This is a genomic window from Nocardioides sp. P86, assembly GCF_023712465.1.
Lineage (GTDB): Bacteria > Actinomycetota > Actinomycetes > Propionibacteriales > Nocardioidaceae > Nocardioides > Nocardioides kribbensis.
In genome coordinates, this window is sequence record NZ_JAMAYE010000001.1 from 1281061 (window position 1) to 1294685 (window position 13625).

Annotated in this window: 15 protein-coding genes; all 15 read left to right on the forward strand. The window is 74.4% G+C overall.

The genetic code is table 11. The features are described 5' to 3' along the window. The 15 genes from M3673_RS06045 (at position 1) to M3673_RS06115 (ending at position 13594) form a co-directional block, all read left to right on the forward strand. Positions 1-486, forward strand: a complete 486-nt coding sequence (locus M3673_RS06045; RefSeq protein ID WP_251532572.1) for a flagellar hook capping FlgD N-terminal domain-containing protein — start codon at positions 1-3, stop codon at positions 484-486. Between the two features lie 25 nt (positions 487-511). Then, positions 512-1366 (forward strand): flagellar hook-basal body complex protein, encoded by an 855-nt coding sequence (locus tag M3673_RS06050; protein ID WP_251532573.1) that lies wholly within the window; start codon positions 512-514, stop codon positions 1364-1366. A gap of 196 nt (positions 1367-1562) precedes the next feature. Further along, positions 1563-1991 carry a flagellar FlbD family protein gene (locus M3673_RS06055; RefSeq protein ID WP_082503341.1) on the forward strand — a complete coding sequence of 143 codons (429 nt, stop codon included), beginning with the start codon at positions 1563-1565 and terminating at the stop codon, positions 1989-1991. After that, the gene (locus M3673_RS06060; protein ID WP_056864743.1) at positions 1988-2782 is read left to right on the forward strand and encodes a motility protein A; all 795 of its coding nucleotides are present in this window, start codon (positions 1988-1990) and stop codon (positions 2780-2782) included. Before M3673_RS06055 ends, M3673_RS06060 begins: the two co-directional genes overlap by 4 nt. Before the next feature lie 3 nt (positions 2783-2785). After that, the gene (locus M3673_RS19590; protein ID WP_251532574.1) at positions 2786-3826 is read left to right on the forward strand and encodes a flagellar motor protein MotB; all 1041 of its coding nucleotides are present in this window, start codon (positions 2786-2788) and stop codon (positions 3824-3826) included. Further along, positions 3823-4257: a flagellar basal body-associated protein FliL gene (gene fliL / locus M3673_RS06070; protein ID WP_251532575.1), complete on the forward strand. Its 435-nt coding sequence runs from the start codon at positions 3823-3825 to the stop codon at positions 4255-4257. The genes M3673_RS19590 and fliL overlap by 4 nt, the downstream gene beginning before the upstream one ends. Positions 4258-4359: 102 nt before the next feature. Then, complete coding sequence (locus M3673_RS06075) at positions 4360-5346, forward strand: flagellar motor switch protein FliM (RefSeq protein ID WP_251532576.1); 987 nt, start codon at positions 4360-4362, stop codon at positions 5344-5346. Next, positions 5343-6224, forward strand: a complete 882-nt coding sequence (gene fliN / locus M3673_RS06080; protein WP_251532577.1) for a flagellar motor switch protein FliN — start codon at positions 5343-5345, stop codon at positions 6222-6224. Before M3673_RS06075 ends, fliN begins: the two co-directional genes overlap by 4 nt. A 2-nt stretch (positions 6225-6226) precedes the next feature. After that, positions 6227-7855 carry a flagellar biosynthetic protein FliO gene (locus tag M3673_RS06085; RefSeq protein WP_251532578.1) on the forward strand — a complete coding sequence of 543 codons (1629 nt, stop codon included), beginning with the start codon at positions 6227-6229 and terminating at the stop codon, positions 7853-7855. Beyond that, complete coding sequence (fliP, locus tag M3673_RS06090) at positions 7852-8802, forward strand: flagellar type III secretion system pore protein FliP (RefSeq protein WP_235558766.1); 951 nt, start codon at positions 7852-7854, stop codon at positions 8800-8802. Before M3673_RS06085 ends, fliP begins: the two co-directional genes overlap by 4 nt. A 77-nt stretch (positions 8803-8879) precedes the next feature. Continuing rightward, entirely contained in the window at positions 8880-9149 is a 270-nt protein-coding gene (locus M3673_RS06095; RefSeq protein WP_056864749.1) for a flagellar biosynthetic protein FliQ, read from the forward strand. 80 nt (positions 9150-9229) lie between these two features. Beyond that, a complete protein-coding gene (locus tag M3673_RS06100) occupies positions 9230-9997 on the forward strand; it encodes a flagellar biosynthetic protein FliR (protein ID WP_056864750.1) in 768 nt (255 codons plus the stop codon). 1 nt (position 9998) lies between these two features. Beyond that, positions 9999-11177, forward strand: a complete 1179-nt coding sequence (locus M3673_RS06105; RefSeq protein WP_056864751.1) for a flagellar biosynthesis protein FlhB — start codon at positions 9999-10001, stop codon at positions 11175-11177. Between the two features lie 99 nt (positions 11178-11276). Next, positions 11277-13355, forward strand: a complete 2079-nt coding sequence (flhA, locus tag M3673_RS06110; protein ID WP_056864752.1) for a flagellar biosynthesis protein FlhA — start codon at positions 11277-11279, stop codon at positions 13353-13355. Then, a complete protein-coding gene (locus M3673_RS06115) occupies positions 13352-13594 on the forward strand; it encodes a hypothetical protein (RefSeq protein WP_193662038.1) in 243 nt (80 codons plus the stop codon). The genes flhA and M3673_RS06115 overlap by 4 nt, the downstream gene beginning before the upstream one ends. Positions 13595-13625 lie beyond the last annotated feature (31 nt).

Below are 13625 nucleotides of genomic sequence, written 5' to 3' on the forward strand. Positions count from 1 at the left end.
GTGTCGATCTCGGCCACGGAGGCGGTCACCGGGGGTGGTCTGCAGGCGCTCGCGCCGGCGACCACGTCCGCGTCGTCGCCCGACAAGGACATGTTCCTGCAGCTCCTCGTGGCGCAGCTGCGCTACCAGGACCCGATGAACCCCGCCGACACCGGGGAGTTCCTCTCCCAGTCGGCGCAGTTCACCGCCCTGGAGAAGATGCAGGACGTCGCCGACCAGACCGCGCTCGTGCTCGGCGCGCAGATGGCCTTCGGGGCCAGCAGCCTGGTCGGGCGCGAGGTCAGCTACACCCTCGCCGACGGCACCGAGGGCACCGGCACCGTGCAGGGCGTCACGTTCGAGGCCAGCGGCCCCGTGCTCGACGTCGACGGCACCGACGTACCCCTCGTCAACGTCCTCACCGTCGCGGGCGGAGCCTCCGCCGCGACGTCCGCCGGCAGCGGCACCAGCTCCGCCAGCACGTCCGCCACCCCCGCCCGACCCTGACCAGCACCTCCGAGAGGACCCCCTCATGCTTCGCTCGCTCTTCGCCGGCATCTCCGGCCTGCGCGTCAACCAGACGATGCTCGACGTCACCGGCAACAACATCGCCAACGCCAACACCACCGGCTTCAAGTCCAGCACCACCGTCTTCAGCGACACCCTCAGCCAGATGCTGACCGGCGCGTCGGGCGCCAACGCCAACCGCGGCGGCACCAACCCGATCCAGGTCGGCCTCGGCGTGCAGGTGGCCGGCACCGCCAGCAACCTCGGCCAGGGCTCGGCGCAGATGACCGGCCGCTCGACCGACCTGATGATCCAGGGCGACGGCATGTTCGTGGTGCGCTTCGGCAACGAGCAGCTCTACACCCGCGCCGGCGCCTTCACCTTCGACGAGGCCGGCACCCTGGTCACCCCGTCGGGCGCCCGCGTGCAGGGCTACGAGCTCGACGCCGCCGGCAACCGCACCGGCGGCCTGGTCGACATCACCCGCGACACCGCGGGCCTGACCCCCGCGGTGCCCGCGGGCGTGGAGCTCACCTCCTACTCCTTCGGCAGCGACGGCAAGCTCCGCGGCGTCTTCTCCGACGGCGTGCAGCGCGACATGGCCCAGCTGGCGCTGGCCGACTTCAACAACCCGATGGGCCTCGAGCGCGTCGGCGAGACGGCCTTCCGCGAGTCGGCCAACTCCGGCCCGGCCGACCTCGGCGTCTCCGGCGAGGGCAGCCGCGGCACGCTCATGGCCGGTGCGCTGGAGATGTCGAACGTCGACCTCGCCGCGGAGTTCACCAACCTGATCCTCGCCCAGCGCGGCTTCCAGGCCAGCAGCCGCGTCATCACCACCTCCGACTCGGTGCTCGAGGACCTCGTCAACATCAAGCGCTGACGCGCCCGCGCCGTCGCACGGCGCGCTCGTCCCCGCCCCGGCCCGCGGCCGGTCGCCCACCCGGGCGGCCGGCCGCGGTCGCGGCAGGACCGCACTGATCCCGCGCCGACCCCTCAGGTCGGCCCCGCCCCGACCGATGGACATCGTGACGGCCACGGACGGCTGTCGCTCGACCGCACTAAGGATGGTGCCCCGCATGATCTCGCTGACCCGTCTCTCGGGCTCGGTGTTCGCCCTGAACTCCGACCTGATCGAGCGCATCGACTCCACCCCCGACACCGTCATCACGCTGGTCGACGGGTCCAAGTACGTCGTCGCGGAGAGCATGACCGCTGTCGTCTCGATCATCCGGCACCACCGCGCCGAGCTCATCGCCCTCAGCGGCTACGTGCGCATCGGGGAGCAGACCCCCGAGGCCCTCGGCAGCGCCCGGGCCGCCCTCGACGTCGACCTCGGCGAGCAGCTCGCCGGCCGTCGCCCCGCCCTGAGCGTGGTGGCCCACCACGCGCCGCGCGCCGCCGAGACGGGGCCCGACGCCGGGCTGGCCACGGGTCTCGACACGGGGCTCGACGTCGGCGCGGACCACTCGGCGCTCGCGCCGCTCGGACCGGGAGCCACCCGATGAAGGACGCCGCCACAGCCATCGGCATCGGCCTGGGCCTGGTGGTCATCGTGACCGCCAACGTGCTCGAGGGCGGCAACCCGATGAGCCTGCTGCTGCTGCCGCCGATGCTGCTCGTCTTCGGCACCACGCTGCTGGTCACGGTGGCCGGCGGCACCATGGCCGACGCCAAGGGGGCCGTGGCCTCGCTCAAGCGCGCCTTCACCGGCGGCGACGTCAAGCCCGCCGGCGACGTCGTCCCGGCGGTCGTCTCCCTGGCCGAGAAGGCCCGCCGCGAGGGCCTGCTGGCGCTGGAGGACATGGTCAAGGACGTCGACGACCCCTTCCTGGTCAAGGGCGTCACGATGGCCATCGACGGCACCGACCCCGACGAGGTCCGCGACATCCTCGAGGCCGAGGTGGCCGCGAAGCGCAAGGCCGACAAGCAGTCGGCGAAGTTCTGGGCCGACGCGGGCGCCTACGCCCCCACCATCGGCATCATCGGCACCGTCATGGGCCTCGTGCACGTGCTGGAGAACCTCGCCAGCCCCGAGGAGCTCGGCCACCTCATCGCCGCGGCCTTCGTCGCCACGCTGTGGGGCGTCATGTCGGCCAACGTGCTCTTCCTCCCCCTCGGCAACCGGCTCAAGCGCCTCGGCGAGCTCGAGGTCGCCCGCATGGAGATCGTCATCGAGGGCGTCGCCGCCATCCAGGCCGGCTCCAACCCCCGCGTGATCGCCGCCAAGCTCACCTCGCTGCTGCCCGCCGGCGAGCAGCCCGCGGCCGTCGCCCCCGGCCAGGCCCAGGCGGCCTGAGCCGTGTCGGCCCGACGCAAGCGCCACGAGGAGCACGAGGAGCACGAGAACCACGAGCGGTGGCTGGTGACCTACGCCGACATGGTCACCCTGCTCATGGTGCTCTTCATCGTCATGTTCGCGATGAGCCAGGTCGACGAGAAGAAGTTCGCCGAGCTCAAGGAGGGCCTCGCCGCCGGCTTCGGCGCCAGTGACCAGGTGCTCCAGGGCGCCTCGTCGATCCAGGAGCAGCCCGGCTCGGCCGCCGTGGCCCCGGTGCGTCCGCAGCTGGCGCTGGCCGACCTGTCGGAGAAGGACCGCGCCGTCGTCGAGGAGGCGCTGGCCGAGACCGAGCGCCTCGAGCAGGACCGCCGCCGCGCGGAGGCCCGGTCGGAGGCCGAGCGCCTCGACGAGGTGCGCGAGCGCCTCGAGCGGGCGCTGCGGGCCCAGGGCCTGCAGGACGACGTCAAGGCCACCTACGACGAGCGCGGCCTGGTGCTCAGCCTGGTCTCGCGCCACGTCGTCTTCGAGTCCGACCTCGCCACCCTCACCGCCCGCGGCGAGGAGGTCGTCGACACCCTCGCCCCGGTGCTGCTGGCCATCCCCGACCGGCTGCAGATCGACGGGCACACCAACCAGGTCGACGTGCAGCCGAAGTACTTCGCCACCGACTGGGACCTCTCCGCCGCCCGCGCCCTCACCGTGCTGCGTCGGCTCGACGAGCGCTTCGGGGTGCCGGCCGAGAGGCTCTCCCTGGCCGCCTACGGCCACGAGAAGCCGCTGGTCGACCCGTCGGAGCCCGGCTCCCAGGCGGTCAACAAGCGCGTCGACATCGTCGTGCTCACCCGCCTGCCCCGCGAGGTCGCGCAGCTGCTGCCCGACGCCGCCGGGGCCCTGCCCCGCGACGGCGCGCCCGGCGGTGACCGGCGCGGGGCGGGCGAGCCCCGCGAGGAGGACGCCACCCCGACCCCCGGCGGGTCCACCGACGACGGCGCCGTGCGCGCCGACGGCCTGCCCGCCGATCCCACCGACCCGACCGACCCCTCCCAGGGAGCCCCCCGATGACCACCACGACACTGCCGGCGGCCGAGGCGACCGCGGCCGAGCCGAAGAAGAGCAAGAAGAAGCTGATCGTGATCGCCCTCGTGCTGGTGCTGGCCGCGGGCGCGGCGTACTGGTTCGTCCTCAAGCCCTCGGGCGCCGAGGCCGCGCCGGAGCCCGGCGAGGTGCTCGTGCTCGAGCCGGTGCAGGTCAACCTCGAGTCGGGGCACTACCTGCGCGTCGGCATCGCGCTGCAGCTCACCGCCGACGCCCCCGAGGCCGACGGCAGCAAGGCCCTCGACGCCACGATCGAGCTCTTCAGCGGCCGCACGGTCGAGGAGCTGGCGGTGGGCGAGGACCGCGAGAAGCTGAAGGAGAAGCTCAACCACACGCTGGAGGAGGAGTACCACGGTGACGTGATGGAGGTGTACTTCACCGAGTTCGTCACCCAGTAGCCCCGCCGCTCCACCCTCCTCAGACGGCCGTCGCGACGACGGCCGGGGGTCCGTCGACCCGTTTCTCCTCAGGTGCTCCCACGCGCCGCCGATGGGCGGGGCGTGAGCCTGCCGACCGCGTTGCCGTCCTCCCCGGTCGCCGACCCCCGACGGCTCGGAGCGACGGGTCGCTCGCGCCGCCGCGACCGCGCCGCCACGGCCGTGCCCTACGACTTCCGTCGCCCGATCCAGCTCTCGCGCGAGCACCTGCGCATCCTCCAGGTGGGCTTCGACGGCTTCGCCCGGCAGGCCACCACGGTCTTCACCTCCGCGCTGCGCTCGGTGTGCCAGGTGAGCCTGGCCGGCATCGACCAGCGCACCTACGCCGAGTACGTCGACAGCCTCGCGCCGACCACCTACCTCACGCTCTTCGCCCTCGACCCGGTGCCGGGCCGCGGGGTGCTCGACCTCCCGCTCAACGCGGTGATGTCGTGCGTCGACCACATGCTCGGCGGGCCCGGCCAGGCCGACCAGCCGCAGCGCCCGCTCACCGAGATCGAGAGCGGCGTGATCGCCGGCCTGGTCGAGCGCCTGCTGGCCGAGATGCGCTACTCCCTGGCCGCCATCGTCACCCTCGACCCCGAGGTGACCGGCGTCGAGTACAGCCCCCAGTTCGCCCAGGTCGCCGGCGCCGCCGACGTCATGGTCTCGGTGGGCCTCGACCTGCGCATCGACGAGCGCGCGCACCGGATGTCGCTGTGTCTTCCCTTCGGCGGGCTGCTGCCGCACCTCACCGCGGCCGCCGCGCCCGCGCCCGTCTCCAGCCGTGAGCGGACCCAGCGCGCCGAGGCCGCCGCGCTGCTGCACGAGACCTTCCAGGAGGTGCCGGTCGACGTGGCCGTGCGCTTCCGCAGCACCGCGGTCGACCCCGCCACGCTGTCCGACCTGCGGCCCGGCGACGTGCTGCGCCTGGCCCACCCGGCCTCGGCCCCGCTCGACGTGACCGTCGACGAGCAGGCCTTCGCCCACGCCACCGCGGGCACCCAGGGCGCGCGTCTGGCCGCCCTCATCGTCGCGGCCGGCGCCGCTCACACCCAGGAGAACCGATGACCAGCACCCTGCCCGCCGGGGGCTCCCCCGCCGACGCCCTCGCCCTGGCCGCCGCGGAGGCCTGCGCCACCGTGCTCCCCGCCAGCGAGCCGCTCTCGGCCGGCGACCCGCAGCCCGGCACCGAGCACGTCGTGGGCGTCTTCGCGGGCGCGGCCGTCGCCGACCTCAGCGGCCCGGCCGGCGGCCGGGTCTCGGTGCTCGTGGGCGAGGAGCTCGTCTCCGCGCTCCAGGCCAGCCCGCTCGGCGGCCTCGACCTCGGCGCCGCCGTGCAGCCGGCGCTCGACGCCGCCGCCGCCGCGCTGGGTGCCACCGCCCAGGCCGCCCGCTCGGTCGACCTCGAGCTGCTCGTCCCCGAGCTGACCGGGCCCACCGGCGGCGGCTTCACCGCCGTGCCGCTGCTCGGCGCCGGCATCGTCGCCGCCCTCCTGGTGCCCGACACCACCCTGGCCGCCGCGCTCGCCGCCCAGGCGGCCCAGGCGTCCCAGGCCGGCCAGGCGGGCCAGGCGGGCCAGGGCTCACCGGCCGGCGGCCCGGCGGCCACCACGGTGGACCCCTTCGGCCAGCCCGTGGCCGGCCGCCCCCTGCCCGCCACCGGCCGGGCCGACAACGTCCGCTCCATCGCCGACGGCCGCCGCGGCATCGAGATGCTCCACGGTGTGGAGATGGAGGTCACCGTCGAGCTCGGTCGCACCCGCATGCCCGTGCGCGACCTCCTCGCGCTGGCCCCCGGCGCCGTGCTCGCCCTCGACCGGGCCGCCGGCAGCCCCGCCGACCTGCTGGTCAACGGCCGCCTCATCGCCCGCGGCGAGGTCGTCGTCGTCGACGAGGACTTCGGCCTGCGCGTCACCGAGATCCTCGACCAGGGCGCGGTGGGCTGAGCATGGCCGAGCTCGCCCTCCGGATGGTGGTGTCGCTGGCGGTGGTCGTGGGGCTGCTGCTGCTCATCGCCCACCTCGGCGCGCGCCGCTTCTCCGGCCGCGCCGGCGCCGCCGTGCAGGTGCTCCACCGCCAGCAGCTGGGCCGCGGCTCCGCGCTCACCGTGGTCACCGTCGGCGGCCGCACCCTGGTCCTCGGCACCACCGAGCAGCAGGTGCGCGTGCTCGCCGAGCTCGACGCCGACGAGGCCGCCACCGTCGCCGGCCAGGACGGCGCCGCGCTCGACACCGACGCCGACGCCGACGCCGGCACCGGCACCGGCGACGGCGACCGCGAGGACGTGACGACGCGGTCGCCCCGGCTCGCCACCGTGACCGCGCTGCCCTCGCTCAGCGTCGTGCCCGCCCCCGCCGACGAGCCCGAGCCCGCCACCGAGCAGCCCGAGCAGACCTCCCCCACCGACCTCGGGGACCCGGTCGACCACAGGAGCGAGGGCCCGCAGCAGCAGGGGACGGCGGTCACCGTCGTCACCGACGACGCCGCTCCGGTCCCGTCCGCCCCGTCCGCGTCGACCGCTCCGGCCGTCGCGGCGGTCCTGCCCGCCCTCGGCGAGCAGCCGGGCCCCTACGCCGGCCACGCCGCCGCGATCCTCGGCCGTCTCGCCCCGGCCGGCACCAGCGCCGGAGCCGGCCCCCGCCCCTCGGGCGAGGCCACCGTCGGGACGGCCGCCGAGGCCGCCCACGACCTCACCGGCGACCTCACCGGCGACCTCACCGGCGGGCTCACCGCTCCGGACACCGCCGTCAACACCGGGTCGCTCGCCGCGGCCGCTGTGTCGGGCCGCCACCGCTCCGACCACCCGGCCCTCACCGGCCCGGCCCCCGCGGCCGCCTTCGAGCCCGTGCGCCCCGACCCGACCGCGCCTCGCGTCGTCGCCCGTCACCGGGTCGCCACCACCGCCCCGGCCCTCGGCGCCGGCGCCACCCCGGTCGCTCCCGCCGTCGCGGCACCCGCAGACGTGCCCGCAGACGCGCCGGCGGTCGTGCCCGCGGCGGGCACCGCCGCCGTCCCCGCTACCCCGCTCGGAGCCACCGCGCCTGCCACGGTCTCCGGGCTCCCCGCGGCCGCGGCCGTGGCGGTCCCGGCCGTCAACCCCGCCGAGCTGCTGCTCGCCCAGGAGACCGCGACCGCCGCCACCACGGCAGCCACCGTCACCGTCGACACAGCGACCCCGGCCACCGCGGCCCCCGCGGCCGACGACTTCGCGGCCCAGCTCGCCGCGTGGCTGGCCGACCCCACGCCCCTCACCACCACCGCGGCCGACGCGACCGGCACCGCCACCACCGGCGCCACGCCCGGCACCGAGGCACCGGCGGCCGGCCCCGGGCGCGCGACCCGCGCCGAGCGCCGCTCGGCCCGCGGCCTGGTGCGGCGCGCGCGCCGTACGGTCCCGGAGCCCGCCGCGACCCCGGCCGCCCCCGCGACCCCCGCGCCGGCCCCCGCCCCCGCCCGGCCCGCTGCCCGCGGCACGGCCCCGGCGACGCCCACCACGTCGGGCCCGCTGGCCGGATCGGTCCTCTCCCCCCAGACCTGGCGGCAGGCCCTCGCCGCGGTGTCGGGGCGCGCGTCGTGACCCCGGCGCGCCTCGGGCGCGCGACCCGGGCCCCCCGACGGGTGGGCGCGCTGGTCGCCGCTGCCCTCGTGACCGGTCTCGTCACCCTCGCCGCGACCGCCGTGCTGCTGCTCGGCGCGTCCGCTCCCGCCTCGGCCACCGACCTCGCCCCGGCGCCGACCGCCCCGGCCTCCCCCGCCCCGACCGCCGGAGCCACCGACCCCGCACCGGCGGGCACGGGCGCCCAGCGGCCCGGCGCCGGGCCCACCGGCCCCGCCGGCCCGACCGCCGACCCCGGCGGCGACGTCACCATCGACCTCACCGGCCTCACCGACAAGCCCAGCTCCTCGGTGACCCTGCTGGTCACGCTGACCCTGCTGTCGCTGGCGCCGGCGATCCTGCTGACCTGCACCAGCTTCACCAAGATCCTCATCGTGCTGGGCCTGACCCGCAACGCGCTGGGCCTGCAGCAGACCCCGCCCAACCAGGTGCTCGCCGGGCTGGCGCTCTTCCTCAGCCTCTTCATCATGACCCCGACGCTGTCGGCCATGAACGACGCGGGCGTGCAGCCCTACCTCGACGGCGACAAGACCTCGGCGCAGTCCTTCGAGGACGGCATCGAGCCGCTGCGCGAGTTCATGCTCGACCAGACCGGCGACGAGGAGCTGCGGCTGCTCACCAACGTCGCGCGCCGCGACCTGCCGGACAACCGCGACGACGTCGGCATGACCACCCTCGTGCCGGCCTTCATCCTCAGCGAGCTCAAGGCCGCCTTCATCATCGGCTTCATCATCTTCATCCCCTTCCTCGTCATCGACATCGTCGTGAGCGGGGCGCTGATGGCGCTGGGCATGATGATGATGCCGCCGGTGATGGTCTCCCTGCCCTTCAAGCTGCTGCTCTTCGTGCTGGTCGACGGCTGGGCCCTGGTGATCAAGGCGCTCGTGTCGAGCTACGGCACCACCTAGCTGCCCCCACCGCCCCGCGCCCACCACCCCGCCACCACCCCGCGCGCCACCGCCGCCTGTCCGAGGGACCCACGCCGATGACCGACACCGCCATCATCGAAATCGCGATGCAGACCATGATGGTCGCGCTCAAGCTCTCCGCGCCGATCCTGGTGACCGCCCTCGCGGTCGGCTTCGCGGTCTCGCTGTTCCAGTCGATGACCCAGATCCAGGAGTTCACGCTCGCCTTCGTGCCGAAGGTCGTGGCCGTCGGCATCGCCATCCTGGTCAGCGGCAACTGGATGCTCCACACGCTCGTGGTCTTCACCCAGGACCTCTTCGACATGATCCCGCGCCTGCTCGCCTGAGCCGGCCACCGGACCAGCCCCCGACCCGCACCAGACCCCGCCCCAGACCGAGACCCAGACCGAGACCGAGCGAGCACCAGATGACCGTCACCGTCGCGGGCGAGCCGCTGCTGGCCTTCGTGCTGGCCGCGGTGCGCATCGTCGCGTGGCTGGTGGTCGTGCCGCCCTTCGCGTCGCGGTCGATCCCGACCACGGCCAAGGTCGTCCTCAGCCTGGGGCTGGCCTTCGCCGTGGCGCCGCTCATGGCCGACTCCACCATCCCGGTCGACACCTTCGGGCTCCTCACCACCGTGCTGACCCAGGTGATGATCGGGCTGTCGATGGGCTTCCTGACCTCGCTGCTGTTCGCCGCCGTGGCGGCGGCGGGCAGCATCATCGACGTCTTCGGCGGGTTCGCGCTGGCCGCCGCCTTCGACCCGCTGGCGATGAACATGAACACCGTCTTCGGCAAGTTCCACCAGATGCTGGCCACGGTGCTGCTCTTCGTCAGCGGCGGCCACCTGCTCGTCGTGGGCGGGCTGCTGCGGACCTTCGAGATGCTGCCCATCGGCCGGACGCCCGACCTCGACGGCGGCGCCGACCTGCTGCTGCGCGCCTTCGGGGTCTTCTTCGTCACCGCCGTGCAGGTCGCCCTGCCGATGATCGCGGTGCTCTTCGTCGCCGACCTCGGCCTGGCCCTGATGACCAAGGTCGCGCCGCAGCTCAACGCCATCAACGTGATGTTCCCGGCCAAGATCGGCCTGACCCTCATGCTGCTCGGCCTGTCGTTCCCGGTGCTGCCGGGCCTGGTGCGCCGCCTGGTCGAGCTCTCCCTCGAGCTCACCGCGGCCTTCGCGGGAGGAGGCTGAGGTGAGCGGGTCCAGCGGGGAGAAGACCGAGAAGCCGACACCGAAGAAGCTCAAGGAGTCGCGCAAGGAGGGCCAGGTCGCGCGCACCCAGGAGCTCGGCCCGTGGATCGCGCTGACCCTGGCCGCGATGGTGATGCCGCTGCTGCTGACCCGCGAGCTCGACGCGATGCAGCGGCTGATGACCGCCTGCCTGCGCGCGGTGGAGGACCCCTCCCCGGAGCGGGCGATGGCGCTGCTGGGCGAGGGCGTGGGCGGGGCCTTCCTGGCCCTGGTCGTGCTCGCCTCGGCCGTCGCGGTCGTCAGCGTCGCCGGCACCCTGGCCCAGGGCGGCTTCTACCTCGCCACCAAGGCGGTCAAGCCCACCTTCTCCAAGCTCGACCCGATCAAGGGCGCCAAGCGCATCTTCGGCCCGCAGGCGCTGTGGGAGGGCGTGAAGATGCTGGCCAAGTGCTCGGTCGTCGCGATCCTGGTCTGGTCCTCGATCAAGGCGCTGATGCCGCTGCTGGGCGGCATGGTGCCGATGGGCGTCGTGCTCACCGCGGGCGGCGAGCACGCGCTCGCCCTGCTGCGCAACGTCGCCGTCGCCGGCGTGCTGCTGGCCGGCGTCGACTACGGCATGCAGCGGCGCCGGGTCGGCAAGCAGACCCGCATGACCAAGGACGAGGTCAAGCAGGAGCACAAGATGTCGGAGGGCGACCCGCTGGTGAAGAGCGCCATCCGCGCCCGCCAGCTCGCCGCCGCCCGCAACCGCATGATCGCCGACGTGCCCACCGCCGACGTCGTGCTCGTCAACCCCACCCACGTCGCCGTGGCCCTGAGGTACGACGCCCAGCGCGGCGCCCCCCTCGTGGTGGCCCGCGGGGCCGGCGCGGTCGCGGCGCGCATCCGCGAGGTCGCCACCGAGGCCGAGGTGCCGCTGGTGCAGGACGTGCCGCTGGCCCGGGCGCTGCACGCCTCCTGCGAGGTCGGCCACGAGATCCCCGCCGAGCTCTTCGGCGCGGTGGCCCACGTGCTGGCCTTCGTGATCAGCCGCAAGCGCCAGGGCCGCCGCGGCGGCAGCCACCGCAGCCCGCGCCTCGACGCCGCGCTGCCCACCGTGCCCCGGGCGGGCCGGCGCCGGCGGCGTACCGCTCCGGTCGTCCCGGCCATTTCCTCAGGCCCGGCGCCAAGCAGCCGATAGGCCGGGCGACGCCAGGACGGTGTCGGCTGCGCCACGGACGGCGGGGACCCGCGATCGACCCGATCGCCCCTGACGCAGACGACCCCGGAAGGCGGCTCCATGGACGGCTCGCTCAAGCGGCTGACCCAGCTCGGCGTGCCCGTCGGCATCGTCATGATCGTCGTGATGCTGGTCATCCCGCTGCCGGCCGCCGTGCTCGACCTCCTCATCGCCGCCAACATCACCGGCGCGCTGCTCATCCTGCTCACGGCGATGTTCGTGACCCGCCCGCTCGACTTCGCGTCGTTCCCGGCGCTGCTGCTGGTGATGACGCTCTTCCGCCTGGCACTCAACGTGAGCGCGACCCGGCTGGTGCTCATCGACGGCTACGCCGGCAAGGTGATCGAGACCTTCGGCCACTTCGTGGTGGGCGGCTCGCTGATCGTCGGGCTGATCATCTTCTCGATCCTGCTGATCATCCAGTTCGTCGTCATCACCAACGGCGCGGGCCGCGTCGCGGAGGTCGGCGCCCGCTTCACCCTCGACGCGATGCCCGGCAAGCAGATGGCCATCGACGCCGACCTCAACTCCGGTCTCATCGACGAGGACCAGGCCCGCCAGCGCCGCGCCGAGGTACACGCCGAGGCCGACTTCTACGGCGCGATGGACGGCGCCTCGAAGTTCGTCAAGGGCGACGCGATCGCGGCCATCATCATCACGCTGGTCAACCTCGTCGGCGGCTTCGCCGTCGGCATGGCCCAGATGGGCATGTCGGCCGGCGACGCGGTGACGACGTACTCGCTGCTGACGGTCGGCGACGGCCTGGTCTCCCAGATCCCCGCCCTGCTGCTGTCGGTGGCCACCGGCCTGGTCGTCACCCGCAGCGCCGGCGAGGGCGACATGGGCTCCGACATCGTCCGCCAGATCACCGCCAACCGGATGCCGCTGCGCATCGCCGGCTTCGCGGGCATGGCGCTCTGCCTCATCCCGGGCCTGCCCAAGATCCCCTTCCTGCTCACCGGCGGGGCGCTGCTGCTGCTGTCGACGCGCGTGCCCGACGACGCCCCCGCCACCCCCGGCAGCCCGGCCGCGCTGGCCGCCGCCGCGGAGGCCGCCGCGATCGAGGCGCCCTCGCGCGACCACCCCGAGACCCTCGCCGAGGAGATCCAGGTCGACCCGCTGGGCCTGGAGCTCTCGGCCGACATCATCGACCTCGTCGACGTCGGCTCCGGCGGCGACCTGCTCGAGCGGGTCAAGGCGCTGAGGCGCAAGGTCGCCGGCGAGCTCGGCGTGGTGGTGCCGCTCGTGCGCACCCGCGACAACCTCGACCTGCCCTCGCGCACCTACGTCATCAAGCTCTTCGACATCGAGGTCGCGCGCGGCGAGGCGCCCCCGGGCACCGTGCTGGCCATCGGCGACTTCCTGGGCTCGCTGCCCGGCGAGCCCACGCAGGAGCCGGTCTTCGGCCTCGACGCCAAGTGGATCCCCGCCGAGCTGCGCAGCCAGGCCGAGCTCAGCGGCGCCACCGTCGTCGACCGCAGCGCCGTCATCACCACCCACCTGGCCGAGGTGGTCTCCTCCCACGCCGCGCGCCTGCTGGGCCGCGAGGACGTGCGGATGCTCACCGACGTGGTCAAGCGCAGCCACCCCAACGTCGTCGAGGAGCTCACCCCGGGCGCCCTGTCGCTCGGCGAGGTGCAGCGGGTGCTCCAGCACCTGCTCGACGAGGGCATCTCGATCCGCGACCTGGTGCGCATCTACGAGGCGCTCTCGCTCAAGGCGCAGTCGAGCAAGGACCTCGACGGCCTCGTCGAGGCCGCCCGGGCCGCGCTCGGCCCGGCCGTGGTCGCGCCGCACCTGGTCGACGGCGTCGTGCACGTCATCAGTTTCGAGCCGCAGTTCGAGCAGCGGATGCTCGAGTGCCTGCGCATCACCGAGCAGGGCGCGATGATCGCGCTCGACCCGGTGACCCTCCAGACGGTCATCGGCGGGCTGGCGCAGCTGCTGGTCGACGCCGAGAACCGCAACGTGCGCCCCGTGCTGGTGTGCGCGCCCGGGCTGCGGCCCGCCGTACGCCGTCTCATCCGACCGGCGGTCGACCGGCTGCCCGTGCTGTCCTACCCCGAGCTCACCGGCACCGCCCAGGTCCGCTCCGCGGGCGTGGTCAGCGGCGAGCGCGTCATGGAGGTCACCTCGTGAACCTGCTCTCCGGCCCGGTGCTCGGCGCCGCGGCGCTCGTCGCGTCCCCCGCGCTCTACGGCGGGTTCGTCTCGGGCGCGGTCACCGTCGACGTGGCCGTCACCCGCTGGCTCGTGGCCGTCGTGGTCTGCTGGGTCGCGATCTCGCTGGTGGCGATGATGGTCGGCGAGCCGTCGGCCGCGCAGCCGGCCGTCGTGCCGGCCGACGAGGCGCCGACCGAGGAGCTGCCCGCCCAGTGAGTGGGTCCGGTGGAGTGGGTCCGGTGGAGTG

What these genes read in the sequence shown, in the direction of transcription:
- M3673_RS06050 (WP_251532573.1), top strand. Translation starts at nt 512, where the DNA reads ATGCTTCGCTCGCTCTTCGCCGGCATCTCCGGCCTGCGCGTCAACCAG.
- M3673_RS06055 (WP_082503341.1), top strand. Translation starts at nt 1,563, where the DNA reads ATGATCTCGCTGACCCGTCTCTCGGGCTCGGTGTTCGCCCTGAACTCC.
- M3673_RS06060 (WP_056864743.1), top strand. Translation starts at nt 1,988, where the DNA reads ATGAAGGACGCCGCCACAGCCATCGGCATCGGCCTGGGCCTGGTGGTC.
- fliL (WP_251532575.1), top strand. Translation starts at nt 3,823, where the DNA reads ATGACCACCACGACACTGCCGGCGGCCGAGGCGACCGCGGCCGAGCCG.
- fliN (WP_251532577.1), top strand. Translation starts at nt 5,343, where the DNA reads ATGACCAGCACCCTGCCCGCCGGGGGCTCCCCCGCCGACGCCCTCGCC.
- M3673_RS06085 (WP_251532578.1), top strand. Translation starts at nt 6,227, where the DNA reads ATGGCCGAGCTCGCCCTCCGGATGGTGGTGTCGCTGGCGGTGGTCGTG.
- M3673_RS06095 (WP_056864749.1), top strand. Translation starts at nt 8,880, where the DNA reads ATGACCGACACCGCCATCATCGAAATCGCGATGCAGACCATGATGGTC.
- M3673_RS06100 (WP_056864750.1), top strand. Translation starts at nt 9,230, where the DNA reads ATGACCGTCACCGTCGCGGGCGAGCCGCTGCTGGCCTTCGTGCTGGCC.
- flhA (WP_056864752.1), top strand. Translation starts at nt 11,277, where the DNA reads ATGGACGGCTCGCTCAAGCGGCTGACCCAGCTCGGCGTGCCCGTCGGC.